This is a genomic window from Kitasatospora sp. cg17-2, assembly GCF_054031055.1.
The window spans coordinates 1,188,254-1,212,953 of sequence record NZ_CM132923.1; the positions used below are offsets into that span (position 1 = coordinate 1,188,254).

The 24,700-nt window shown below is 75.1% G+C and carries 18 protein-coding genes and 1 pseudogene; 8 read left to right on the forward strand and 11 right to left on the reverse strand.

The features are described 5' to 3' along the window. Positions 1 to 7 precede the first annotated feature (7 nt). Complete coding sequence (locus ACW14Y_RS04660; protein WP_456985963.1) at positions 8 to 1,024, forward strand: C40 family peptidase; 1,017 nt, start codon at positions 8 to 10, stop codon at positions 1,022 to 1,024. A 61-nt stretch (positions 1,025 to 1,085) separates the two neighbouring features. On the opposite strand, the gene ACW14Y_RS04665 is transcribed toward ACW14Y_RS04660, so the two are convergent. From ACW14Y_RS04665 to ACW14Y_RS04675, 3 genes are read right to left on the reverse strand one after another with little or no spacing between them, the layout of a single operon-like run. Further along, positions 1,086 to 1,988: a hypothetical protein gene (locus tag ACW14Y_RS04665; protein WP_456985964.1), complete on the reverse strand. Its 903-nt coding sequence runs from the start codon at positions 1,986 to 1,988 to the stop codon at positions 1,086 to 1,088. Next, complete coding sequence (locus tag ACW14Y_RS04670; protein ID WP_456985965.1) at positions 1,985 to 3,964, reverse strand: GMC family oxidoreductase; 1,980 nt, start codon at positions 3,962 to 3,964, stop codon at positions 1,985 to 1,987. The genes ACW14Y_RS04665 and ACW14Y_RS04670 overlap by 4 nt, the downstream gene beginning before the upstream one ends. Further along, positions 3,961 to 4,395: a hypothetical protein gene (locus tag ACW14Y_RS04675; protein WP_380385672.1), complete on the reverse strand. Its 435-nt coding sequence runs from the start codon at positions 4,393 to 4,395 to the stop codon at positions 3,961 to 3,963. The genes ACW14Y_RS04670 and ACW14Y_RS04675 overlap by 4 nt, the downstream gene beginning before the upstream one ends. A gap of 478 nt (positions 4,396 to 4,873) precedes the next feature. Between ACW14Y_RS04675 and ACW14Y_RS04680 the strand changes: the two genes are divergently transcribed. Then, positions 4,874 to 5,689, forward strand: coding sequence for a DUF4389 domain-containing protein (locus ACW14Y_RS04680; RefSeq protein ID WP_456985966.1), 816 nt, complete (start codon positions 4,874 to 4,876; stop codon positions 5,687 to 5,689). Positions 5,690 to 5,820: 131 nt separating this feature from the next. On the opposite strand, the gene ACW14Y_RS04685 is transcribed toward ACW14Y_RS04680, so the two are convergent. Further along, positions 5,821 to 7,668: a S8 family peptidase gene (locus tag ACW14Y_RS04685; protein ID WP_402724838.1), complete on the reverse strand. Its 1,848-nt coding sequence runs from the start codon at positions 7,666 to 7,668 to the stop codon at positions 5,821 to 5,823. A gap of 298 nt (positions 7,669 to 7,966) precedes the next feature. On the opposite strand from ACW14Y_RS04685, the pseudogene ACW14Y_RS04690 reads away from it, so the two are divergent. Beyond that, positions 7,967 to 8,662 (forward strand): annotated as a pseudogene (locus ACW14Y_RS04690) (N-acyl homoserine lactonase family protein); the annotation flags it as partial. A 302-nt stretch (positions 8,663 to 8,964) separates the two neighbouring features. On the opposite strand, the gene ACW14Y_RS04695 reads toward ACW14Y_RS04690, so the two are convergent. From ACW14Y_RS04695 to ACW14Y_RS04705, 3 genes are all read right to left on the reverse strand, one after another. Continuing rightward, positions 8,965 to 9,723, reverse strand: coding sequence for a thioesterase II family protein (locus tag ACW14Y_RS04695; RefSeq protein WP_456985967.1), 759 nt, complete (start codon positions 9,721 to 9,723; stop codon positions 8,965 to 8,967). Between the two features lie 191 nt (positions 9,724 to 9,914). Further along, a complete protein-coding gene (locus tag ACW14Y_RS04700; protein ID WP_456985968.1) occupies positions 9,915 to 10,544 on the reverse strand; it encodes an AAA family ATPase in 630 nt (209 codons plus the stop codon). Between the two features lie 270 nt (positions 10,545 to 10,814). After that, positions 10,815 to 11,333: an Imm21 family immunity protein gene (locus ACW14Y_RS04705; protein WP_456985969.1), complete on the reverse strand. Its 519-nt coding sequence runs from the start codon at positions 11,331 to 11,333 to the stop codon at positions 10,815 to 10,817. A 705-nt stretch (positions 11,334 to 12,038) separates the two neighbouring features. Here ACW14Y_RS04705 and ACW14Y_RS04710 point away from each other — a divergent pair. The 3 genes from ACW14Y_RS04710 to ACW14Y_RS04720 all read left to right on the forward strand — a co-directional run bounded on the left by ACW14Y_RS04710 (position 12,039) and on the right by ACW14Y_RS04720 (position 14,208). Further along, positions 12,039 to 12,224 carry a hypothetical protein gene (locus tag ACW14Y_RS04710; protein WP_380299171.1) on the forward strand — a complete coding sequence of 62 codons (186 nt, stop codon included), beginning with the start codon at positions 12,039 to 12,041 and terminating at the stop codon, positions 12,222 to 12,224. 204 nt (positions 12,225 to 12,428) lie between these two features. After that, positions 12,429 to 13,292, forward strand: coding sequence for an aldolase (locus tag ACW14Y_RS04715; protein WP_380439016.1), 864 nt, complete (start codon positions 12,429 to 12,431; stop codon positions 13,290 to 13,292). Between the two features lies 1 nt (position 13,293). Continuing rightward, entirely contained in the window at positions 13,294 to 14,208 is a 915-nt protein-coding gene (locus ACW14Y_RS04720) for a dihydrodipicolinate synthase family protein (RefSeq protein WP_380439018.1), read from the forward strand. A 97-nt stretch (positions 14,209 to 14,305) separates the two neighbouring features. Here the strand turns inward: ACW14Y_RS04720 and ACW14Y_RS04725 are convergent, their stop codons facing one another. Then, positions 14,306 to 14,881: a helix-turn-helix domain-containing protein gene (locus ACW14Y_RS04725; RefSeq protein ID WP_380299174.1), complete on the reverse strand. Its 576-nt coding sequence runs from the start codon at positions 14,879 to 14,881 to the stop codon at positions 14,306 to 14,308. 145 nt (positions 14,882 to 15,026) lie between these two features. Here ACW14Y_RS04725 and ACW14Y_RS04730 point away from each other — a divergent pair, with 145 nt between their 5' ends. Then, positions 15,027 to 15,950 (forward strand): phytoene/squalene synthase family protein, encoded by a 924-nt coding sequence (locus ACW14Y_RS04730; protein ID WP_380299175.1) that lies wholly within the window; start codon positions 15,027 to 15,029, stop codon positions 15,948 to 15,950. Between the two features lie 58 nt (positions 15,951 to 16,008). On the opposite strand, the gene ACW14Y_RS04735 is transcribed toward ACW14Y_RS04730, so the two are convergent. The 3 genes from ACW14Y_RS04735 to ACW14Y_RS04745 form a co-directional block, all read right to left on the reverse strand. Further along, on the reverse strand, positions 16,009 to 17,001 hold the full coding sequence (locus tag ACW14Y_RS04735; RefSeq protein ID WP_380299176.1) for an ABC transporter ATP-binding protein: 993 nt from the start codon (positions 16,999 to 17,001) through the stop codon (positions 16,009 to 16,011). 176 nt (positions 17,002 to 17,177) lie between these two features. Further along, a complete protein-coding gene (locus ACW14Y_RS04740; protein ID WP_456985970.1) occupies positions 17,178 to 19,994 on the reverse strand; it encodes an FtsX-like permease family protein in 2,817 nt (938 codons plus the stop codon). Further along, positions 19,991 to 23,422, reverse strand: a complete 3,432-nt coding sequence (locus ACW14Y_RS04745; RefSeq protein ID WP_456985971.1) for an FtsX-like permease family protein — start codon at positions 23,420 to 23,422, stop codon at positions 19,991 to 19,993. The genes ACW14Y_RS04740 and ACW14Y_RS04745 overlap by 4 nt, the downstream gene beginning before the upstream one ends. A 400-nt stretch (positions 23,423 to 23,822) precedes the next feature. On the opposite strand from ACW14Y_RS04745, the gene ACW14Y_RS04750 reads away from it, so the two are divergent. Continuing rightward, the gene (locus tag ACW14Y_RS04750) at positions 23,823 to 24,551 is read left to right on the forward strand and encodes an ABC transporter ATP-binding protein (RefSeq protein WP_380299180.1); all 729 of its coding nucleotides are present in this window, start codon (positions 23,823 to 23,825) and stop codon (positions 24,549 to 24,551) included. Positions 24,552 to 24,700: the final 149 nt, after the last annotated feature.

Here is a 24,700-nt window from a genome sequence, read left to right on the forward strand (position 1 = left end):
GGCATCCGTGCGCGCGAAACATTCCAGCACCACCCTGGCCGGCGTAGTACTCGCCCTGCTGGCCGGATTCCTGACCACGACGGCCCTGTCGCCCCCCGCCGCGGCCTCCCCTGCGACAGCGTCGGCACCCGCGGCCCCGTCGGCAGCGGGCACGCCGGCAGGTCCCGCAGCTCCCGCAAGTCCCGCAGCTCCTGCGGCACCTGCGACTCCCTCGGCACCGGGCCCGACCGCCGTCGCCGCCGACTGCGCCGCGCAGGGTGCCCCGGGCTCCGACGCCGCAGGCCGGGCCATCACGGCGGCCTGCACCCAGGTCGCCGCCGGCACCTGGTACACCTGGGGCGGCGGGCACGGCCCGGCCCCCGGCGCGACCTACGGCTCGGTCGACCCGAGCGACCCCGAGCGCTCCCGGAACGATCCGTACCGGATCGGCTTCGACTGCTCCGGACTCGTCCGCTGGGCCTGGTCGCAAGCCGTCGGCCAGGACGTCGTCGGGCAGAAGGACGCGGCCGAGATCTTCGGCCTGCCCGGTCAGCGGCTCGGCACCGACACCGCCGCGCTGCTCCCCGGCGACCTCGTCTTCTGGGGCCGTTCCTGGGTCCACCACGTGGCGATCTACCTCGGCGCCGGCAAGATCGTCGAGGCCCGGGAGTCGGACACCCACCTCATGGTGTCCGAACTCGCCAGCCACACCATGGCGGACTACGCGGGCGCGCTGCGCTTCGCCCCGGGTGACCCGGGGACGCCTCCCGGCGGTACGACGACGCATCGGACGTGGAGTTCGGGGGTGAACGTGCGGCCGGCGCCCTCGACCGCCGGCACCCCGGTGGCCGTCCTGCCGGGGCCGACCACGGTCCGGGTCTCCTGCCAGCTGCACGCCCAGTCGGTCACCGCCGAGGGCTACACCAACGACGCCTGGTCCTACCTGCCGGACTACCCGGGCTGGATCAGCAACATCTACATCCAGGGACCGGCCTGGCTCACCGACGTCCCGGAGTGCAAGCCCCGGACAGTCTCGCGCTCCTGACCGGGCCTCGTACCGAGGGCCGCCCCCGCCGTCCTGCCACAGTCTGCTGGGGCTGCCGGGGTCAGGGGATGTAGTAGGGGCGGTGGTGGGCGGCCACCGGTGCGGACTGGTAGGTCCAGGCGCCGGCCGCGGGTGCGTCGCCGACCAGGCGGGCGAGGTCGGCGACGGCGGCGCGCGCGGGCCCACCCGGACCGCCCTCGCCCGAACCGCCTGCGCCCGAACCGGGCCGGCCCGGGCCGCGCTCGCCGAGGGTGAGGCGGACCCGGTCGGCGGTGCGGGCGTCCAACGGGTGGAAGCGGTAGGGCTGGTGGACGGTGAGCGGGCCCGCCAGCAGTCGGCCCTCCTCGTCGGTGCCGTACCCGGTGACGGGGGTGTTGACGACCGGTTCGCTGTCGAGGCCGGCCAGGTCCGCCTCGACGGCGAACAGTTCCTCCTCGTGCCGGCGCAGCCCGTCCGGGCCGAGCGTGGCCCGGTGGCAGGCGACCGACCAACGGTCGTGCACGGCGGCCGCGTTCAGGGAGGGCAGGACGGCGGTGAACCAGCCGGGGTGCTTGGGCTCGGCGTAGAGCCGGGTGCCCGCGTCGATGGCGAGCGGGTTGTCGCAGAGCACATGGAGGCGGGCGATGCCGAGCAGCCTGGTCTGGTCGTGGCCCCGGGCGTACTGGCCGTAGTCGACGGCCGGCAGTCGGTCGGCGGCGGACCGGGGGTGGGCGATGACGTTGATCTCCACCTCCTCGGTGATCCCGCCGCCGGTCGGGTACTGGGCGAAGTACAGCTGGTAGTTGAGCGAGACGCAGGCCCGGCCGCCGAAGTCGGCGGCGGCCAGGGCCGGGTGACGTTCGGCGAGCAGTTCCTGGACCGGTCCGGGGTCGACCAGGTAGTCCACGCCGATGTTGTGCAGAGCGCCGTAGTGGAAGGGGAGGTAGTACGGCTCCGGCACGGGTGGCAGTGGCAGACCGGTCATGAGGGCTCCCTGGAGGGGGTCGGTGCGGACACGGGCACGGAGGAGGACACGGAGGAAACCGCAGAGGAGGTAACCGCAGAGGCGGAGGGGACGGGCAGCGGCGGACGTGGCGCGGTGAGCACCGCCGGGCCGCGCAGCGCCGTCAGGTCGTGGTGGGCGCGGTCGGCGCTGCGCAGGGCGAGGGCGGCCATGGTGAGCGAGGGGTTGGAGGTGCCGAGCGAGGGCATCGAGCCGCAGCCGACGGCGTAGAGGTTGGGGTGGTCCCAGCAACGCTGCCACTGGTCGACCACGGAGGTGCCCGGCGCGTCGCCCATGATGTGGGTGCCGCCGCCGTGGCCGGCGCCCCGGTAGCCGTAGGGCCGGCCCTCGTGTTCGAGCCGCCCGGGCCAGCCGGGGCCGGCCTCGTAGCGGGTGTGGTCCTCGGCGCCGAGCAGGGCGAACACTTGGTCGGAGACGGCCCGGGCGGAGGCCATGCCCTGCCGGACGTATCCGGAGAGGTCGTAGTGGAGGGCCGGTCGCGGCAGCCCGAGAGGGTCCGGTGAGCTGTGGTCGAGGGTGACCCGGTTGGCCGGGTCGGCCGGCTGCTCCAGTTCGAACTGGAGCGAGAACTGACGGCCGAGCCGGTCGCCGAGGCGTTCGCGCAGTTCCTTGCCGCGCAGCCCGGTGCGCAGCATGGCCCCGGTCTCGACCTGGGGCGGGCGACCGGCCCAGGACCAGCCCCAGTTGCCGATCTCGATCCGGAACGGCGCCCGCCGGGCCCGGGCCCCGCCGAAGCGGAACGCCTCCAGCCCGCTGGTGGAGCCCGGCCCCCGGTAGGGTCCGGTCGGCTCCGGCAGCAGGCCCCAGGTGAGCAGGGCCGGGTGGTCCATCAGATTGCGGCCCACCTGGTCGCTGCGGTTGGCGAGGCCGGAGAGCAGCAGCAGCCGGGCGTTCTCGATCGCGTGGGCGGCGAGGACGACCAGATCGGCGTGGACGCGGTGGGTGGCGCCGTCCGCGTGGTACTCGACGCCGGTGGCGCGGCCTGTGCCGTCGACCAGTACCCGGCTCGCCACGGCACCGGTGCGCAGCCGGACGCCGGGCGCCCAGCGGGCCTGGGTGCGCAGCGGGGTGTACTTGGCACCACTGGGGCAGGCCGGGACGCAGGACGCCGCGCCCTGGCAGAGCGGCCCGGCCGGGTGCTCAGCTCCGGACGGGTGCTGGGGTCCGGCCGGGTGCCGCGTTCCGGACGGGTGCTGGGGTCCGGTCCGGAGCTCCGGTCGGGTGGGCCGGCCGTTGCGGGCGTGCGGGGTGGTGCTGACGGCGAGTCGGGCGTCCTCCTCGGCGGCCGGGTCGCGGACGCTCCGGCCGTCGAGGGCGCGGGCGAGGGTCCGGTCCAGGTGGGTGGCGGGGATCGCGCGCATCGGGAAGTCGTAGTCGGCGGGGATGGGCAGTCCGACGGCGTGGCGCTGCTGATCGGCGTCGGCGGCGACGCCGAGTTCGTGTTCGGCCTGCCGGTAGTACGGTTCGAGGTCCTGGTAGCCGATGGGCCAGTTGCGGCCGTGGCCGAGGTCGGCGGTGCGGAAGTCCTCGGGGTGCATGCGCGGGGTGAGGCCGGTCCAGAGCAGGCCGGTGCCGCCGTTGGCCCGCAGGTAGCCGCTCGCGTAGGGCAGCGGGCCGTGCTGGCGGAGGTGTCCGGTGGCCGTGAACCCGCCGCCGGGCAGGCCGGTGAGGTCGCCGACGTCCGGGGACGGGGCGTCGGCGCTGCGGGGGTAGGGCGAGGTGGGCGTGCCGCCGCCGGCCGCCAGGTACGCGGTGGCGATCGCGGCGGCGTCGGGGGCGTCGTGGCCCGCTTCCAGGACGAGGACGCGGTGGCCGTGGCCGCCCAGGCGGTGGGCCACCAGCGAACCGGCGAAGCCCGCGCCGACCACGATCACGTCCCACTGCCGCCGGGTGTCCGGTCCCGGCCCGTCCTGCTGTCGGCCTGCGTCCGGTGTCATCGGCCGGCCCCGCCGTCCCGCGGGGCCTCGGCCCAGCTGCCGTGGCCGGGGGCGGTGCTGCCGGGGGCGGCGCCGTGGAAGGTGCGCCACATCAGGCCGCGGTCGTGGGCCCGGGGCGAGGCGGGCGGCTCGTCCGGCCAGGCGCCGACGTACCAGAGGTGGACCAGGGCGTGCTCGTCGCGGACCCGGTGGGCGAGCAGGGTGCGGTGGTGCTCGTGGGCCATGCCGGTGTCGCGCAGCTCGCTCTCGTCGAAGCCGGTGAGTTCGGCGGAGAAGCGGAGGAAGTCGGCGAAGTCGGTCAGCTCCAGGAGGTCGCCCGACGTGGGGAAGCCGTACGCCGCGCGGTCCGGCTCCTCGTCCTCGGTCCCAGGGTCGAGGCCCTCGGCGAGCGGGCCGGAGAGGCGGTGTTGGTGGTCGTCGAACCCTGGCAAGCCGGCACCCCCATGGTGAGCAGGTCGCATCACATCGCGTCACGTCGTGGCGCGTCGTGTCGTGTCACGTCGTGTCGTGTCTTGTCGTCTCGTGGCGCGTCACGTCGCGTCGGATCGCGTCGCTTCACGTCGCGTCGGATCGCGTCGCTTCACGTCCCGGACATGACAGCCGAGAGAACGCTCCGCATCCGACGGACGATCGGGCAAGCTCCGATCGTCCCGGAACCGATGCTGCCCCGTCCCCGCCCCCCGGAGAACCTTCGACCACAATCGATCGATCACGACCACTTCGCCAAGGTTTCGCCGTCATGCAGCGATCGATTGCTTATCGGATCGACTGTCTGAATGACCGGTTCCGATCGGCCGGGCGCCCTCCCCCGAGTGGCGCAACGCAGCGCGCGGACCGCCCGGACGGCTGCGATCTTCGGAGCACGCGCGGGTCCGCCGCGCGCCCCGGTGCCGAGCCCTGGAGGCCCCGATGTGGCAGGCTCCCCCCGCCGCCGCCCCGTACCCGAACGAATGGCTGCCCTCGCTCGACATCCCCGCCCCCGGAGCCCAGAACCGGCTGACCGTGCTGTTCCGGCTCCTGCTGCTGATCCCGCAGTTCATCGTGCTCTGGGTGCTGTCGGTGGTGGCGTTCGTGGTCACGGTCATCGGCTGGTTCGGCGCCCTCGTCCTCGGCCGGCTCCCGGTCTTCGCCGCCGACTACCTCTGCGCGTACGTGCCGTACGAGACCCGGGTGAACGCCTACCTGATGATGACGACGGGCAGCTATCCGCCGTTCGCCTTCCGCGTCCCCGACTACCCCGTGCAGGTCGGCCTCAGGCCCGGGGAGCTGAACCGGCTCGCGGTGCTGTTCCGGATCGTGCTGGTCGTCCCGGCCGCCGTGGTGCAGTGGCTGCTCTACGCGGGCTGGTGGGTGGTCGGCTGGATCAGCTGGCTGGTGGTGCTGGTCCTGGGACGGATGCCGCAGCCCCTGTTCGAGGCGAGCGCGGCCGTGCTGCGCTACCGGATGCGGTACACGGCCTACCTGGTGATGCTCACCTCGGCCTACCCGAAGCAGCTCTTCGGCGACGAGCCCGGCTCGGATCCCGAGGGGAAGGTGTCGGCGACCCGGCCGCTGGTCATGAGCGGCGCGGGCCGGGGTCTGCTGGTGCTCTTCCTGGTGCTCGGCCTGGCCTCCGCCGTGACCAGCTCGGTCACGACGACCGTGAACGGGAACGACGACGAGGTCAAGAACGTCACCGGCCCACTGCTCCCCGGTCCCCTGCTGCCGGGGCCCCCGTCCCGCTGACGGCAGGACGACCGGGCCGGAGCACGAGGAACCCTGGGGACAGGTACGGAAAAGCCGCGGCGGCGGGGTTGCCCCCGCCGCCGCGGCGCGTCCCGTTCCCCGTCCGCACTGCCCACCGGACGGGGCGACGGTCAGAAGGTCAGGTTCCAGGCGTCGACGGTGCCGACGTCACCGGAGGCGCCGTCCTTGACCCGCAGCTTCCACGTGCCGTCGGCCGGGCTCGCGGAGGCGTTCACGGTGTAGGTCTTGGCCACGTTGTCGGCGCTGTCGCTGTCGGTGAAGTCCTCCAGCAGGTAGACCGTGCCGTTCGGCGCGACCAGGGAGATGACGAGGTCACCGCGGTAGGTGTGCTTGATGTCCACGCCGACCTTGAGCGCGGTGGGGGCGTTGCCGCCGACCCCGGTCACGGCCAGCGGGCTGTCCACCGTCGCGTTGTCGGTGATCGCCACGTCCGTCAGGTTCTCGAAGTACTTGCCGGTGGGCGGGGTGCCGCCGCCGACCGCCTTGAGCGCGTCGACCTGGCCCTCGCCGAAGAAGGCGTTGTTGGCGGTGGTGCCGGTGCAACGGCTGTCGGACGGGCAGGCCACGTCGTTGGCCTGGGTGGCCAGGCGGGCGCGGATGTCGGCCGGGGTGAAGGTCGGGTTGGCGCTCGCGATCAGCGCCGCGACACCGGTGACGTGCGGGGAGGCCATCGAGGTGCCGCTCTTGGTGCCGTACTTGCCGCCGGGCAGCGTCGAGTACACGCCGGTGGCGCCGTCACCGCCGGGCGCGGCGACGTCGATGACGCCCCGGCCGAAGTTCGAGTAGGAGGCCTTGCCGGTGCCGCTGGCCATGGCCGAGACGGTCACCACGCCGGGCAGCTCGGTCGGGATGTCGATGCAGGCGTTGGTGATGGTCCGGGTGACCTTGGTGGAGTCGTTCGGGCTGTCGCTGTCGGTGGTCTTGTTGGCCAGGTCGTAGTTGGAGTTGCCGGCCGCGGCGATCTGGAGCGAGCCCTTGCCCTCGGCGTAGGCCTGGGCCCGGCGGACGCCCTCGATGATGGCCGCCTGGTCCAGGTTGTCCGGGCAGTTGAACTGCCACGGGTCGGTGTAGTAGCTGTTGTTGGTCACCTTGAAGCCGTGGTCACCGGCCCACACGAAGCCGCAGACGGTGTTCTCGGCGAAGAACAGCGTGCTGGTCGGCTCGGCGATCCGGACCGAGGCGATCTTGACGCCGGGGGCCACGCCGATGACGCCCTTGCCGTTCTTCGCCGCGGCGATGGTGCCGGCGACGTGGGTGCCGTGGGTGTCGACGTCGCGCCAGGCACCGGTGCGGGTGTCGGCCTTGCCGTAGGCGCAGGAGGCGGAGTCGGCGGCGTCGAAGTTGGGCGCCAGGTCCTGGTGCTGGTCGTCGACGCCGGTGTCCAGCACGCCGACCTTGACCGTGGACGAGCCCGTGGAGACGGCCCAGGCCTGGTCGGCCTTGATCTGGGTCATGTCCCAGCGGTTGGACTCGGTCAGGGTGGTCGCCGACTGGGCGGGGTTCGCGGGCAGGGCCGGGTTGTAGGCGTCGGCCGGAACGTCCGAGGTGCGGGTCGCGCCGACCTGCTGAACACCGGCCACCGCGCGCACCGCGGCGGCGAAGCCGGTGCTGGTCGAGTGGGCGACGACGACACCGATCGCGTCGTAGCTCGCGAAGACGGTGCCGCCGTTGGCGGTCACCGCGGACTTGGCGGCGGCGATGTCGGCGGGGGCGCTGATCACCAGGTAGGCGCGGGTCCCGGCGGCCCAGGCGGTGGCGGCGGCCGGAGCCTGCGGCGCGGCCTGGCTCTGCGGCGCGGCGGGGGCGGCCGGAGCGGCCGGAGCCTGGACGACGGGGGCGGCGGCGGGCACGGCGGGCGCCGCGACGGCCAGGGTGGCGGGGGTGGCCAGGGCCGCGGCGGCCAGCAGGGCGAGCGCGGCGGTGGGGCGGCCGACACGCCGGGATATCAGGGGTGACACGTGCGTCCTCCGATCGGGGCCCGTGCGTGAGGGGATCGCACGGGGGTTGAACGCAACATGCCAGAACAGCCAGCATTTGGGGAAGGCTTTACGCGTGACCTGTTGTCACAAACGTGTCAACATTTGATGTCTCCCCGATTGCTCCTGTCATTCCGGTCGTCCCTACCTGCGCGACACCCGGGTGATCCGCCGCCCTGGACCCCCCGGGAAGGGTGGATCCGCCGCACCGCGGACCCGGTCGAATCCGCTGTCGGCGGACAGCCCCGGACCGGACCCGGCGGCCCGTCAGGATGACCGGATGGGCAATCACACAGCGGTGCACCGACTCGACCTGGGCTACTTCGTCCGCCCCGCGCCGGAAACCGGTGGCCCCCGGCCACGCGTCGAACCCGTGCTCGCCTATCTGGTGCGGCACGACCGGGGACTGATCCTCTTCGACACCGGCATCGGTGCCGCCGACCCCGGGACCGAGGCCCACTACCGCCCCCGGCGAAAGCCGCTGGAGGGCGCCCTCGCCACCGCGGGAGTCACCCTCGCGGACATCTCCCTGGTCGTGAACTGCCACCTGCACTTCGACCACTGCGGCGGGAACCCGCTGCTGGCCGGCACGCCGATCCTGGTCCAGGCCGTGGAGTTGGCCGCCGCCCGCCGGGGCGACTACACCGTCGACGAGCTCGTCGACTTCCCCGGCGCGACCTACCAGGAGGTCGACGGCGAGGTCGAGGTCCTGCCCGGCGTCCGGATCCTCCCCACTCCCGGGCACACCGACGGGCACCAGTCGCTCGTGGTCCGGCAGGACGACGGCACCGTGGTCCTGGCCGGCCAGGCGTACGACTTCGCGTCCGAGTTCGCGTCGGACCACCTGGCCCGCCACGCGGCCCGCGAAGGCGTGGAACAGCCGCTCCCCGGCTACCGGTCCTGGCTGGACCGACTCGGCGAGTTCGACCCGCGACGGGTCCTCTTCGCCCACGACTGCTCGGTCTGGGAACCGCCCCACGCGGGCAGTTGGGGGCGGCCGCCCCGGGCCCTGCCCCGGCACGCCGAGCCACGTCAGGCCGAACCCCGCCAGACCGAGCCCCGTCAGGCCGGACAAGGTCACGCCGGAGAAGGTCACGCCGACGAAGGGCCGACACCGTGAAGGCGACCGGCCGGAGCGCGTGGGCAGGCCTCTTCAGCGGCCGGGCGCTCCGGGAACTGCTCGAACAGGCCGTCGCCGGACCCTGACCGGCCCGAATCCGAACCGGGCCGAATTCGAACCGGGGCGCGGACACCCGCGCCCCGGACACGACCGGCGCCTCAGACGGCGCGCAGGTGGGACTTCACCACGTCCAGCACGCCGGCCCGCTCGTGGGTCAGGTAGAAGTGGCCACCGGGGAAGACCTTCAGATCGAACCCGCCGGTGGTGTGCGCGGCCCAGTCGCCCGCCTGATCGAGGGTCACCCGGGGGTCGTTGTCACCGGTCAGCGAGGTCACCGGCACCCCGACCGTGTCCTCCGGCTCGGCCACATAGGTCTCGATGGCCGTGTAGTCGCCGCGCAGCGAGGGCAGGATCATCTCCCTCAGCTCCGGGTCGGCCAGCAGGCGTTCGTCGGTACCGCCGAGCCTGCCCAGCTCGGCCAGCAGCCCCTCGTCGGGCAGCAGGTGCACGGTGGAGTCGCGCGGCTCGGACGGCGCCCGGCTGCCCGAGGCGCACAGCCGCACCGGACCGGCCACCTTGTCGCGCTCGAACCTGCGGGTCACCTCGAAGGCGATCGCCGCCCCCATGCTGTGCCCGAACAGGACCAGCGGCCGGTCCGCCCACGGCCGCAGCGCGGCGTAGACCCGGTCGGCCAGCTCGGGCAGCGAGTCGAGCGCCGGCTCGTCGATCCGGTCCAGCCGGCCGGGGTACTGGGCGGCGAGCACGTCCGCGTACGGCGACAGCTCGGCCGACCAGTCCCGGAAGAAGCCCGCCGAACCGCCCGCGTGCGGGAACATCACGACCCGGGCGGGCGCCGTGTCGAACGGATGGAAACGGCGGAACCAGAGGCTGTCGGTGACGGCGGTGGGGCCGGGCATAGGGTGCGCTCCCTCGCGACTGACTGATCGGCAGGACGGTCTACCGCACAGTCTCCCCGGCCGACCCGCACCCGCGTCAACCGCCCACCGGAGGGGGATCCTCCGGCCACGGTCCATCGGCGGCTCCCGGCCGGCCCGGGAACCCGCCCCCGCGGTCCTGCGGTCGGCCCTCGTCGGTCGGCCCTCGTCGGTCAGCCCCCGTCGGCCAGCGCGTCGCGGCCGAACCGCGCCTCGTCCGCCCGCGAGCGGGACCGGCCGTCCAGCAGCAGCACCGACGCCGCCTCCGGAACCGGCGTCGCCGCGGCGCCCCGGAGGTGCGCGGTGAGCGCCACGAGCAGCTGGTCCAGGCCCCGGCGGTGGCGGGCGAAGACCCGGTTCGAGGCCCAGCGTCCGCGGGCCCGCTGACCGGCCAGCGCGGTCGCCGCCCCGACGTCGAGCAGCACGAGGTGCAGCTCCCGTTCCTGCCGGGCGGCCTCGCGGGCCAGCCAGCGGCGCATCCACGCCCGGCTGCCGCAGTCGTGCACCAGCAGCGGCCCGCCCCGGCGCAGCGAGCGGCGCAGCAGCCGGAAGTGCTCCAGCCGGGCCCAGGGGCGGTAGACCGCGTACGGCAGGCGGTCCGGCATGACGGCCGCGCAGGCCTCGTGCACGGCGCGCGGGTCGACGGTCACGGCCTGCGGCGCGCGGGCGGACCAGCGTCGCAGCAGGGTGCTCTTGCCGCTGCCGGGCAGCCCGGAGACGACCACGACCGCGTCGGCCGGGTAGTGCACGACGAACGGCTCTCCGGCCACGCCGCGCAGGTCCACCGGTCCCCGCGGTTCCATCCCCGCCTCCGCCGTCCGGCCCGCGCCCGGCGCCACCGTCCTCGCTCCGCCCACGATGGCCGACCCGTCCATACCGCTCACCCGTCCCGTCCGTGCCCGACCTGGAACGATAACAATCCACGCCGTCCGGTCCCCCGGCGGTTCCCGGGCCCGGTGCCGAAGTCGTGCGGTGGCGGCGCTGTCCACGGACACCGGGGCAGCCGGGTGGGCGGACAGCTCGCGGTCCCTGCCGGAGGACGGCTCGTCGTCACCCGGTCCGGTCCGGACGCATCACCCGGGAAGGCGGCGCACGGCGACCAGCGTGAGCGCGGTCCGCGGGTCGGGTTCGACATAGGCGGCACGCACGCCGTAGAACCCGGCCTCCAGGCCGACCCGTACGTGGTCCTGCCGGCGGGACTCCTCACCCGTCCAGACGGCGTCGAACAGCACGACCGGTCCCGGCACCTGCCAGGTCAGCTCCGGCCCCCACGACGCAGCGAGCATCGCCGCGTCCACGCTCCCGAGCATGGCCCCCTCGGACTCCGCCGCCGACCAACGCACGAACACACCCTGCTCCGGCAGGTACGCGGTCGAGGCGGGTTCGTCCCCGAGGACCAGGGCCTCCACCGAGCCGACCCGGAGCAGGCCCATGAAGCCGTCGACACGACAGGCCCGGTCGTAGTCGTCACCGGCGTCGTCGTTCCCGGCCGATCCCGACCATGCCTCCAGCCCGACCTCGGGAAGCACGACGAACGGCCCGCCGAGGGTCTCCACCCACGCCACCGCTCCCGGCCCGCCGTGCATGCCCATGAGCGCAACCTACACACCGGGCCCGACACCCGGCCTCCGAGCCCGACGGCCCGGCAGGGCGGGCTCGGGTCCGGTCGGCAGTGGACAGTCGGGGCCGTCGGGGCAGCCCCGACGGGCAGCGGAGCGGAGGCAGGAACGCCGCATCCGTCGACGGTCCGCCTCCGGCCCGGCCGGGATCGGCGGGGAGCGACGCGGTCGTCATCGCCCCCGACGACCCGGAAGCGTGCGGCACGGCGGCCGCCGGGATCGCGGCCGCGCCGCCGTCGGCCCGCTGACCGGGCTCACCCCGGACGGGCACCTCGACCCCCGGCCGGCCGCTACCGGCGGGCCGAGTCGCCCGGATCCGGGTGCGCGCACCGACCGCGATGCCGGGCCACTGGCGCGCCCCGGGGCGACCGCGAGGGTGCTCCCGGACGGTCGGCCGGACGCCGTCGATCCGCCCGCTGCCGGACGGTTCGGGGTGTCCGACGGTGGCCGTCCGACGAGGCCCGGACGCGGTCCGGTGGCGATCGCCGACGCGCACGACGTTGCCGTAGGGGCGCACAACTGGGCCTGACGCGCGCCGGGTTGCCTCGACCGCCCGCGTGCACAACCGTGCGCGCGGCGGTCGGCAGGTGGAACCGCCCGTGGACACTCGACCTGGTCGGCCGGTCTGCCGATATCCCCGGCGGCACTCCCTCGCGCCGACCCCTGGAGGCATCTCCCATGACCTGGCTCCGCGTCCTCACCGCCCTCGGCATCCTCGCCGCGGCGGCGAGCGCCCTGCTCGTGTTCGCCCTCTGCACGGCCGCCGGCCGGGGCGACCGCATCGACCGGGGTGCGCCCGGCAACGACCTGCGCTCGGACGCCGAACGCTCCGGGCTGATCCGCCGCACGGGCGACGGGAGCTGACGGTCCGGCGGCCCGTTCCGCTCCGTTCCGTTCCGTTCCGCTCCACGTCGGGGTCACCATCGGCGCCATGGACAGCATCACCGTCGACGCAAGGACACGATGTGTCCTATGGTGAACGCAGTGTCCTGCCGGCGCGTCCGGCACGCGACACCAGGCCGCCGCGCGCCGCTGCGGCACGCCCCCGAACGAAGGAGCACCCCGGCCATGGCCGAGACCCTGACCACCGCCAAGGCGGACCTGGTCGACCTCGCGCAGCGCAGGATGCGCACCGCGATCCCCGACAACGACTGGACCATTCGCCAGAAGCTCGCCCTCACCTGCCGGATTCTCTTCGAGGCCGGGCACGACTCCGGCCTGGCCGGCCAGATCACCGCCCGGGCCGAACAGCCGGGCACCTACTACACCCAGCGGCTCGGCCTCGGCTTCGACGAGATCACCGAGGACAACCTCCTCCTGGTCGACGAGGACCTCGAGGTCCTGGAGGGCGAGGGCATGGCCAACCCCGCCAACCGCTTCCACAGCTGGGTGTACCGGGCCCGCCCCGACGTCTCCTGCATCATCCACACCCACCCGCCGCACATCTCCGCGCTGTCGATGCTGGAGACGCCCCTGGTCGTCTCGCACATGGACCTCACCCCGCTGTACGAGGACTGCGCCTTCCTGGAGACCTGGCCCGGCATCCCGGTCGGCAACGAGGAGGGCGAGATCATCACCGCCGCGCTCGGCGACAAGCGGGCCCTGCTGCTCGCCCACCACGGCATGCTGGTCGCCACGGCCGGCGTGGAGGAGTCCTGCACCCTCGCCGTGCTCTTCGAACGGGCCGCCCGGCTCCAGTTGCTGGCCTCGGCGGCCGGCCGGATCCAGGAGATACCCGCGCCGCTCGCCCGGGAGGCCCACGACTGGACCTCCACCGCCAAGCGCAGCCAGGCCAACTTCGCCTACTACGCCCGGCGCGCCCTGCGGGCCGGTCACGGCGACGCGATCAGCGGCGGCACGGTCGACCGCGGCACGACGGACGGCACCGGCGTCGACACCAACACCAACACGATTTCCGAGGGTGGTGCCTGAGATGACCGGACTCGCGCTGGAGGGGATCATCGCCTACCCGGTCACCCCGTTCACCCCGGGCGGGGAGGGCGGTGTGGACGGCCGCGGTGAGGGCGGCGTGGACACCGACGCCCTCACCGCCCTGGTGGACCGGCTGGTCGACGCCGGCTGCCACGCGATCGCCCCGCTCGGCTCCACCGGCGAGAGCGCCTACCTGGACGACCAGGAGTGGTACACCGCCGCCGAGGCGGCCCTCGCCGCGGTCGCCGGCCGGGTGCCCGCCGTGGTCGGCGTCGCCGACCTCACTACCCGGGGCGCGGTCCGGCGCGCCCGGTTCGCCGAACGGGCGGGCGCGGACGCCGTCATGGTGCTGCCGCAGGCGTACTGGAAGCTCGACGAGCGCGAGGTGACCGGCCACTTCACGGCCGTGGCGGACGCGGTCACCGTCCCGGTGATGCTCTACAACAACCCGGCCACCAGCGGGGTCGACCTCTCCCCCGAGCTGATGGTCTCGCTGGTCGAGCGGGTGGAGAACATCACCATGGTGAAGGAGAGCAGCGGCGACGTCCGGCGGATGCACCGGCTCACACAACTCACCGACGGCGCCCTGCCGTTCTACAACGGCAGCAATCCGCTCGCGCTGGCGGCCTTCTCGGCCGGCGCGGCGGGCTGGTGCACCGCCGCGCCCTGCCTGATTCCCGGCCCGGTCCTGGAGCTCCACCGCGCCGTCCGGGCGGGTGAGTGGGACCTCGCCCTGGAGGTCTTCCAACGCCAGCTCCCGGTGCTGGAGTTCATCCTGGGCGGGGGCCTGCCCACCACCGTGAAGGCCGGCCTGGCCCTGCTCGGTCTGGACGTCGGCGGCCCGCGCCGACCGCTGCTGCCCCTGGACCCGGCCGGCACCGCCCGCCTCGCGGAGCTGCTCGCCGCGGCCGGCTGAGCCACCCCCGGTGCACCGGTCCCGGTACCGCCGGAGCCGGTGCACCAGGGCCGGTGCGCCTCAGGGGCCGGCCGGTGCGGTCGGGGGCCGGTGCGGGTCAGGGCAGGGTCGGGACGTGGTCGGCGGGGCCGGACGGCGCGTCGTGGATGACCACCAGGATCGCGGCCGGCCGACCACCGGTGGAGCGGCAGCGGTGCGGCAGGGCGGAGTTGAAGTACACGCTGTCGCCCGGCCCCAGCGCGACGGTGCGCTCCGGGAACTCCAGCTCGGCGGTGCCCTCGTGCACGAAGAGGTACTCCTCCCCGGCGTGGGACTTGAACGGCGGGTCGGCGGGATCCGTCGGCGGGTGCATCATGAACGGCACCATCCGCTTCTCGGTGAGACCGGTCGCGATGCCCTCGTAGCGGGTGGCGTCCGGACCCGTCCCGGCACCCATCGGGGTCCGCTCGTCGGCCCGGACCACCGTGATCAGTTCGGGCTCCACCTCGTCCGAGAACAGCCGGCCGACATCGACGTTCAGCGCGTGCGCGAGTTTGAGCGCGGTGGAGATCGACGGGTCGCTGAGGCCGCGTTCCACCTTGGACAGATAGCTCTTGGTCACCCCGACCCGCTCCGCCAGCGCCTCCAGGCTGAGCCGGTTCTGCTTCCTCAGCACCCGCACCCGGCTGCTCATGTGCCGCCCCTCACCACCTGCCGCCGCGGAATGGACCGGTCCAGTATCCCATCCGCGCCCGGCCGCCCCGGACGGGCCCGGGACCGGGGACCCCGGGGACACGCCATAGGCTCGGTCCTTCCGAGCAGAGGGACGGGTGAGCCGAGTGGGCAGGTGGGAACGGGCGCTGGACGCGGCCGGGGTGCGGGAGGCCGGTCTGCGGGCCGACTACGGACGGCAGCGGCAGCAGGTGACCCGCTACCGGCGCGAGGTCGCGGTGGCGGCCGGGCTGCTGCTGCCGGAGCGGACCGTCCCGCACGTGATCGCGGCGGCCGCGTTCATGCACCGGACCGACACGCTGCTCGACAGCGGCCCGCTCGCGGAACGACGGGCGGCCGCCGACCGCTGGCAGCGGGAGGTGACCCGGAGCCTCGCCGAGGGCCGGACGGACGACCCCGAACTGCGGCCGCTGCTGCACAGCGCGGCCGCCCACCCCGAGCTGCGCGACCGGGTGCTGGACCACCTCGCCGCGGCGGAGGCGGATCTCGACTTCACCGGGTTCGACACCGAGGACGACTACCAGCGCTACGTGGACGGGTACTCGCTGCCGGGCTTCATGGTCGTCGCCGCGCTGCTCGGCCCGCCCGGCGACCAGACGGAGTACCGCGCCGCGTGCCGGACCTTCATCGACGGCAGCCAGCGGCTCGACTTCGTCAACGACCTCGCCGAGGACCTCGCGGAGGGCAGACTGACCGTCCCCCGGGACCGGCTGGAGCGGCACGGGGTCACCCGCGCCGATCTGGAGCGGGCCCGCGACCTGCCGGCGGTTCGGGAGCTGCTCGGCGGGCTGCTGGACGAGGCGGACCGCACTCTGGCCTCGGCCGGGACGGTGGTCGGGCTGGTCCCGGCCGTCCACCGGCCGATGGTCCGCTGCATCGTCGGGGTGGAGCGGCTCACGGGGGCGGCGGCGCGTGCCGACCTCGGCGCGCTGCTGCACCGCTCCGCAAGCCCCGCCAAGCCCGCCGCGCTGCGCCTGCTCGCCCGGGAGTACCTCCGGTTCCGCCGGGAGGACCGCCGGTCCCGCCGCTGACACTCCGACAGCGGCGGGAGCGGTGGAGAGACCCGGCCGCGGGGAGTCCCAGCGACCCTCAGTGGCCCTCCAGGTCGTCCGGGCGGACCGCGATGTGGTCGGGGGCCAGCTCGACGGCGACCCGGTGCTCCATGCCCAGCGCCTCCAGGAACTTGGCCGGGAGCTGGACCCGGCCGGTGCGGTCCAGCATCACGTACTCGGTCTCGTTGACCGACTCCTCACCGTGCTCGTCGGTGAGGGTGCGGCGGAGGACCTCGCTGCTGGTGCGGCCGTCGCGGATGGCGACCGTGCGGCGGACCTCCCCGGCCACCATCGGGTCGTGGGTGACGATCACCACGGTGGCGCCGAGTTCGCGGTTGACGGTGCGGAAGGCCTCGAAGATGCTCGCCCCGGTCTCCGAGTCGAGCTCACCGGTGGGCTCGTCGGCGAGCAGCACCGGCGGGTTGTTGGCCATCGCGACGGCGATGGCGACACGCTGCTGCTGGCCGCCGGACATCTCGGTCGGGCGCCGCCGGGCGAGTTCGCCGATCTCCAGCGCCTCCATCAGTTCGGCGACCCGGGCCGCCTGCTGCCGGGAGCCGCCGCGCGAGGACCGGCCGCCGCGCAGCTGCATCGGCAGGGCGATGTTCTCGGCGGCGGTGAGGAACGGCAGCAGGTTGCGGGCGGTCTGCTGCCAGATGAAGCCGACCACCTCGCGGCGGTAGCGCAGCCGTTCCCGGGGCGACATCTCCAACAGGTCGCAGCCCGCCACGGTGGCGGTGCCGGCGGTCGGGACGTCCAGCCCGGCCAGGATGGTGAGCAGCGTCGACTTGCCGCTGCCGGAGGCGCCGACCAGGGCGACCAGGTCGCCCTGCCGGATGGTCAGTTCGAGCCCCTGGAGGGCCTGCACCTCGACGCCCTGGGCGCTGAAGATGCGGACCAGCCGGTCGCAGACGATGGCCGCGTCCGCGCTGTGCGCCGCCGGGCCGGCCGCGGCGGCGCGGGCGCGCTCCTGGAGTTCCTGGAAGGTGGGGGCCGGGGCGGTCTTCTGGTCCTGGGCGCTGCCGTTCACCGCGGTGCTCCTCTCGTCGGCGCGGGGCGTGGTCGTCGTGCTCGTCGTGGTCGTCGTGGATGTGGTGCTCGTCGTGGATGTGGTGCTCGGCGTACTCGGCGTGCTCGTCGTGGGTGCGGTCGGCGTTCCGGGCTCGGGCCCGGGGCCGGGCAGGGACGCGGATCCGGACGGGAGGGTCATCGCTGGTCCCCCGCCCGCAGTTCGGTGGCGATCTGCCGCCGGCCCGCGATCAGCGCCTCGGCGACGACGCCCGCGGAGACCAGGGCGGCGAGGCCCACCGTCGGCAGCAGCACCGGCGGGACGGCGACCGGCAGGCCGGGCGCGATGTCCGCGCCGACCAGGACCGACAGGTCGAAGGCGGGCCCGAGCAGGGCGACCGCCGCGACCGCGACCAGGCCGCCGCCGACCGCCGCGACCAGGGTCTGCGGCAGCGTCTCGATCAGGATCAGGGTCAGGCCCTGCCGCGGCCGCAGGCCCATGGTGCGCAGCCGGGCCAGCAGCGCGGTGCGCTCGGGCGCGGCCCGGACCAGGGTGAGCAGGACGGCCAGCAGGGCGAGCGTGCCGGCCCCGAGGACGGCGGTCCAGAACAGCCGGGCCGCCGCGGACTGGAGCGGGTCGGCGGCGAGGGCGGCGCTCACGGCCGCGCTGGTGCGCACGCTGTAGCCGGGGGGCAGACCGCCGTTGTCCTGGCCTGCCGCGGTCGGGAAGGCGGTGGCCCGCTCGGGGCCGGTGGCGATCTGCTCGCGCACCAGGTTCCGCAGCTGCTCCTGGTCGACGTTGCCGGTGGCCAGCCAGAGGTTGGCGCGGCCGAGTTCGGGGGCCAGAGCGACGGCCGGGCCGGCCGGGAGGACGACGAACAGGCGGTCGTCGCCCTGGAGCGCCGGGGTGCCGTCGACGGTGGCGGCGGTGCTGGTGAGCAGTTCCCCGCCGTTGGGCAGCCGGAGGCGGTGGGTCGCTCCCGGGCCGAGCTTGCCGGCGAGCGCGGTGGAGACCAGGGCGGGTACCGGGGCGTCCGCCCCGCCGGTGCCGCCGGAGAGCGCGGCCGCGTCGAAGGCGCCGCGCCCGAGCGAGCGGGAGATCTCCGCGTACGCGACCGGGTCGGCGACCACGGCGAAGACCCGGGTGGAGCCGTTGCCGTCGATGACGAACACCTCGGTGTCGGCCCAGATCCGGGCGGAGGCGCGGACCCCGGGCAACTTGGCGGCCGCCTCGGCGAAGCCCTCCGACACCGGGACGCCGACGGGGACGACCACCGAGGCGTCGCCGCCGACGGTCAGCCGGGCGGCGTGGGTGCGCTCGGTGTCGACGGCCCCGAGCACGGTGGAGCCGAAGCCCGCGGTGGTGACGGCGAGCAGCAGGGCGATCAGGGGCAGGACGGAGGGCCGGGCGCCTTCGGTGCTGCCCCGGGCGGCGCGGGCCAGGCCGAGGAAGCCGATGGCGCCGGGCCGCCGGGTGGCGATCCGGGCGAACGCGCCGAGCAGCAGGGGCTGGAGGCGGGCGAGCAGCAGTCCGCCGGTGAGGGCGAGCAGCAGCGGTGCGGCGACCAGCAGCGGGTCGACGCCCGTTCCAGCGGGGGCGACGCCGCGCCGCCGGACCTCGGCGACGGCCGCGACGGTCAGGGCCAGGACGGCGAGTTCGCCGGCCAGGCGCCGTCGGCCGTTGCCGGCCCGGGGCCGGGACCAGAGCCGGGCGGCGCGCACCGGCAGGGTGAGCAGGGAGAACAGGGCCACGGCCGTACCGGCGAGGACGGCGCCGCCCCAGCGCGGGCTGGGCAGCAGCCACAGTGCGAGCGCTCCGGCGAGGACGGCGGGCAGCAGGACGGTGACGACGCCTTCGCCGAGCAGTCGCCCGACGACACCGGCCCGGGAGCCGCCGCGGGCCTGGAGCAGGCGCAGTTCGGCGGACCGCCGGTCGCCGGCGAGGGCGGCGGCCAGTCCGAGCACGACCAGGCCGACGCCGGCGAGTCCGGCCGGGCCGATGGCGGCGAGCGGCGCGGCGGCCTGCTGCCGGGCGGTGGCCTTGTCCAGCAGGTCCGGCAGCGGCGAGGTGATCTGCAGGCCGGGGCGGCTGGTGGCGTTCGCCAGTGCGTTGGCGGTGTTCCCGGTGAGGAAGGCGGCGAGTTCGCGGTCGGTGCGGTCGAGTCGGTCGGCGCGCAGCCGGTCGACGTCGACCGGAATCCGCCAGAAGTCCTGGGCGCCGGTCTGCCAGCTCTGGACCGCGTCGAGGGCGCTGCCGTCGACGAGTCCGGTGAGGCGCCAGTAGGCGTAGGGCTGCTTGCCCCGGGTGAAGTCGAGGCAGGCCTGGACGGGGCAGGAGAGTTCGGCCCAGTACGGGTCGTCGCGGTCGTTGGCGTCGAGGATGCCGACCACCTCGGCCTTGTGCGGTGCCTCGCCGTCGAGGGTCTCGCCGGTGTTCAGCACGTCGCCGAGGTGGATCCCGAGGGTGGTGGCGGAGTCGCGGACGAGCGCGATCGGGACCGGCGCGGCGGCGCCCTTCGGGGCGTCCGGCCAGCGGCCCTCGGCGAGCGTGGTGTGCGCGCGCAGACTCTGGAGGTAGAGCAGGCCCATCTGCGGGTCGACGCCTTCGGGCCTGGCCAGGCCCGGGTCGGTCAGGGAGCGCGACTTGCCGCTGCGGGCGCCGTACACGAGTCCGCCCGGGGCCACCGCGAGGGTGGGGCCGACGTGGGCGGCGAGCAGGGCGGCGTCGTCGTCCAGGGTCTTGACCCCGCCGACCAGCGCGGCGGAGGCGTAGATGCTGGTCGCGACGGTGCCGCGGTCGCGGAGGAAGTCGCGCAGGCCGTGGTCGGCGGCCCGGTCGAGGACCCGCGGGAAGGCGGTGGCCAGGAAGACCGTGCCGAGCGTGAGGACGGCGGTGAGCAGGGCGGCGAGCGGGGTCGCGCGCAGCCGGGTACGCACCCACGGGGCCGGGCGGTGGCCCGCCCCGGGGGCGGTGCCCGTGGGTCGGGGGGCGGTGGTGGCGGCCGGGCCGGTCACATCTCCTCCAGGTGCCGCAGGCGCTGTGCCACGTCGCGGCGGCGGCGGCCGCCGAGCAGGGCCGAGAGCAGGGGGACGGCGGAGATCGCGACGGCCAGCAGCGCGGCGGTGCCGAGCGGCAGGGCCACCAGGGCCTCCGGGACGGGGCGGCGGGCCGCCGGGGTGAGGACGACGAGGGGCACGATCAGATGGACGATCAGGGCGCCGAGGGCCAGTCCGACGACGCTGCCGAGGCCCACCAGGACGGCCTGTTCGGCGGCGGCGGTGCGGACCAGGCGGCGCCTGGGGGCGCCGAGGGCGAGCAGCAGCGCGGAGTCGCGGGAGCGCTGGCCGGCGGCGGCGGCCCCGGCGGCGCCGAAGCCGATCGCGGCGAGCACGGTGGTGACGACGGCGATGGCGGCGAGGGCGTTCTGCGGGGCCGCGCTGAGCGGGTCGCCCAGGAGGTCGGCGGCGACCTCGTCGCGCAGTTGGAGTCCGGGGGTGCCGGGGGCGGCGCGCAGTGCGGCGGCGGCCTCGGCGGGAGTGCGGTCGTCCGGGCCGGTGGCGGGCAGCCACCATTCGGCGGGGGCGGGTGTCTCGCGGCCCCCGGCGGCGAGCGTCCGGCCGACCGTGCCGAGGTCGACGAGTACCGCGTTGTCGCCGACGACGGGCAGCGAGGCGACCTCGCCGGTGATCCGCACCGGCACCGTGGTGAGCCCGAAGGGCACCCGGACGGTCGCGCCGACGGCGGATCCGGTGGCGGTGAGGTAGCCGCGGGTGGCGACGCCGGCGATCGCGGCCGGAGGCTTGGCCTCGGCGGGGGTGATGACGGCGCGCCGGTTGTTGAGGGCGTCGGAGCCGACCCCGTAGCGCACGCTCAGCAGCCGCCGGTCGTCGGAGGTGCCGGGGACGACGTCCACGCCGACGGGGCGTTCGGCGGCGTCGCCGCTGGTGGTCCAGCCGAGGCCGGCGGGGACGGTGGCCGGTACCCCGGGGTCGCCGGCGCGGTCGGCGGCGGCGAGGCTGCGGATCGTCAGTTCGCCGGTGTCCTTGGGACCGAGGGAGAGGGTCAGGCCGATCACGGAGAGCGGCGCGGACACCGAGCTGAGGCCGCCGTCGGTGAGCGCGGCGAGGTCGACGGTGGCACGGGCGTCGCCGGCGGCGGGGACGCCGGTGACCGGGGCGACGAAGGAGAGGTCGTGGCCGTCCCGGAGCAGCAGCCAGGCTTCCGGGGCCCTGGGGGCCGGGGCAGGTCCGAAGCTGTCGTCGCCGGACGCGGCGGGGCGCGGGCCGGGGGTGTAGGTGAGGTCGACGTCGATCCGCTGCGGCTTCCCGGGCAGCGGGACGCCGGTCGGGGCGGTGCCCGCGGTGCCGGCGGCGAGCGGGGTGAACAGGCTCTTCGGGTCCTGTCCGTCGAGCAGGTCGGAGCGGATCGGGACGCGCTCGGCGAAGGCGGCGGCGTCCAGCGCGAGGACCTGGCCGTGGGAGCCGTCGGGCAGCGACTGCTCCTGGCGGCCGACCGGGATGATCCGGTCGCCGCCGGGCAGGGCGCCGAACCGGCTGCCCTGGCCGATCGCGGCGGTGTGGGCGCCGTGGATCCGCAGGCCCCCGGCGGTGGCGAAGGAGGCCTGGTCCTGCTGGGAGGCGTTCCAGGTGTCGTGCTGACCGAGCGCCAGAACGCCGGTGGAGACACCGAGCACCAGGAGCAGGACCGGTCCGCTGGCCTGGGCGGGGCGGCGGGCGAGCTGCCAGCCGACCAGGGCGGGGCCGAGGCCCCGGCCGCGGGCGGCCAGGCGGGCGCCGAGTCGGGCGACGAGCGGCAGCAGCCGCAGCACGAGCAGGGTGCCGGCGCCCAGGGCGAGCGTGGGGGTGGCGACCAGGACCGGGTCCAGGCCCAGGCGGCCGTCGGCGTCCGGGGACAACCCGCCGCTGTACTGGGAGAGTTGCTGGTAGGCGAGGACGGCCAGACCGAGCAGGGCGAGGTCGGCGCCGGAGCGGGCCGCGCCGGCGGCCAGGGCCTGGCGGCGGCCGGCCCGGCGCAGCACGGCGGTGCCGGCGCCGCGCAGCAGGGCGGGGACGGCGGCGAGCAGGACGCAGCCGAGGGCGCAGGCGATCGAGACCGGCCACAGGGTCCAGTGCAGCGAGGTGTCCAGCGGCACGTGGCGCAGCGGGCCGAAGCCGCCGAGGACGCGCAGCAGCGGCGGGGTGAGCAGCGGGGCCAGCAGGGCGGCGGGCAGCGCCAGCAGCGTCGCCTCGACGGCGGTGTAGCCGCCGAGTCGGGCCCCGGAGGCGCCGCGGGCGGCGAGCAGGGCGTTCTCGGACTGCTGGCGGCTGGCGATGAGGTGGACGACGAGCAGCAGGGCGGCCGAGGCCAGCACGATCAGTTGGAGCGCGCCGATCAGCAGGGTGGACCGGGCGACCATCGCGCCGGAGTCCAGTTCCTTGAGCAGGGCGGGGAGTTCGGTGCGGGCGATGAGTCCGGCGTTGCGGTTGAGCGCGTCGCCGGCCGGGGTGACCCGGTCCCGGACGGCGTCCACGGCGGCGGTGCCGACGCCGGTGAAGTCGGCGTCGATCAGCCAGCTGCGGCCGTTCTGGGGGAGGCCGGGGGTGCCGGGGGCACCGAAAGCGGTGTCGTCGACGAGCAGCGGGCCGTAGGTGGTGAAGCCGCCGGAGAGGATCTCGCGGCCCTGCACCGGGTCGAGCCGCCAGTAGAGGTCGGCGGGGTCGTTGGCGCGGTAGGCGCCGGTGACCCGGACCACGAGCGGGGGGCCGCCGTAGCGGTCGGTGAGCCGGACCTCGGCGGGCAGGGCCTCGGCGGTGAGGCCGAGGCGGGTGAGCACGGCCCTCGGGACGGCCGCCTGGACCGGGCCCGGGGCGCCGGGGGCCGCGGCCGCGGGCCAGTCCCCGGCGAGGAGTTGGACGTAGCGGCGGTCGAGGGCGGCGAGCAGGGTGAGGTCGTCGGGCCGGGTGGCGCCGGGCTGTGCGCCGGTGTCCGCCGGGGCGGCGGAGGGGACCGCGGAGGCGGCCGGAGCGGCGGAGGCGGCCCCGGCGGCCGTCGGGACTGCGCCCGCCGGGGCGGCCGGGGTGCCCGCCTGCTTGCCCGTCGGGGCAGCCTGCGCACCGCCCGCCGGTCCGGTCGGCAGTCCGTAGGAGCGGCTGCGGGACAGTCCGCGGGTCTCGGCCGGCAGGTCGCCGAAGAGCTCGCGGGCGTAGTCGGCGACCGCCGCGTCGTCCTTGGCCCTCCGGTCCAGCCCGTGCTCGGAGTTGACCACCACGGTGGTCCGCGGGTGGCCCGCGCCCTGCAGTGCCTGTCGCTGTCCGATCTCGCCGACGGTGCGCTGGAAGGCGACCAGCGCCGTGAGCACCGCCGTCGTGATCAGTACGGTGAGCAGGGCGGCTGTGGCCAGGGGCAGTCGCCCGCGCAGACGGCGCATGACAAAGCCGAGCATCCCGATCCTCCCCCGGTCGTCAATGGTGTCCGCGCCGCATCCGGTCCGGGCAGGTGTCTCGCACTGCGCGGACGGGCCCTCGGGGCGCTTTCGTCCTGGTGATCACCGGCGCTTGATCACCGGATAGCGGACGATGCTTTCAGATCCGGTCAAGGAAAGGAAGGGACTTGCGCGAAGGATGTAAGTAATGAGCAAATGCTGCGCATCGCATGCGCAGTGCGACAGGTACAGCAGGTCGGCGGCCGACGGAGCACCAGGTCCGCGACCCTACTAAGACATGAACACTTCAAATAACCGTCGAAGGACGCTTCGCAGTGCACCGCTCGGAGCGACACCGCGAAATCACCTCGGCCGGCCGCCGTCGGCAGGACCCGCCGGGCCGATCCCAGGGGGACGCCGCATGACCCAGCAACCGGCCGGCACCGACAGCACGCCCATGGTGGCCGTCACCGAGGTCCACCGCAGCTTCGGCACCGGCGAGCGCGCCGTCCACGCCCTGCGCGGCGTCTCCTTCACCATCGGCCGCGGCGAACTCACCGCCCTCAAGGGCCGGTCCGGCTCCGGCAAGACCACCCTGCTCAACCTGGTCGGCGGCCTGGACGCCCCCACCGGAGGCAGCATCACCCTGGACGGCACCGACCTCGGCGGCCTGGACGAGGACGGGCGGCTCGCGCTGCGCCGCGACCGACTGGGCTTCGTCTTCCAGTCGTTCGGCCTGCTGCCCGTGCTCACCGCCGCCGAGAACGTCGGCATCCCGATGCGGCTGCGCAAGGTGCCCGCCGCCCAGCGCGAGGAGCGCGCCCGCACCCTGCTCGCCCTGGTCGGACTGGCCGACCACGCCAACCAGCGCCCCGGGGAGCTCTCCGGCGGCCAGCAGCAGCGCGTGGCCATCGCCCGGGCCCTGGCCAACGAGCCCGACCTCATCATCGCGGACGAGCCGACCGGCCAGCTGGACTCCGAGACCGGCCGCTCCATCATGGAGCTGCTGCGCGCGGTGGTCCGCAGCGAGGGCGTCACCGTCCTGGTCGCGACCCACGACCCCAACCTGATGGAACTCGCCGACCGCGTGGTCGAACTCCGCGACGGCCGTGTCGTCGACGAGCTCGCCGAGGTCGCCGAGGTCGGCTGACGACCGACCCGACCGTCGGCGGCGCCGACCGAAGAGGGCTCCCCCGGGCATCGGCCCGGGGGAGCCCTTTCTGCTGGGATCCGACCCGGCTCCGAGTCCCGCCCGCGGCCCCGCCGGCGGAGGGCGGCCCCGCCGAGCGGGGCCCTCCC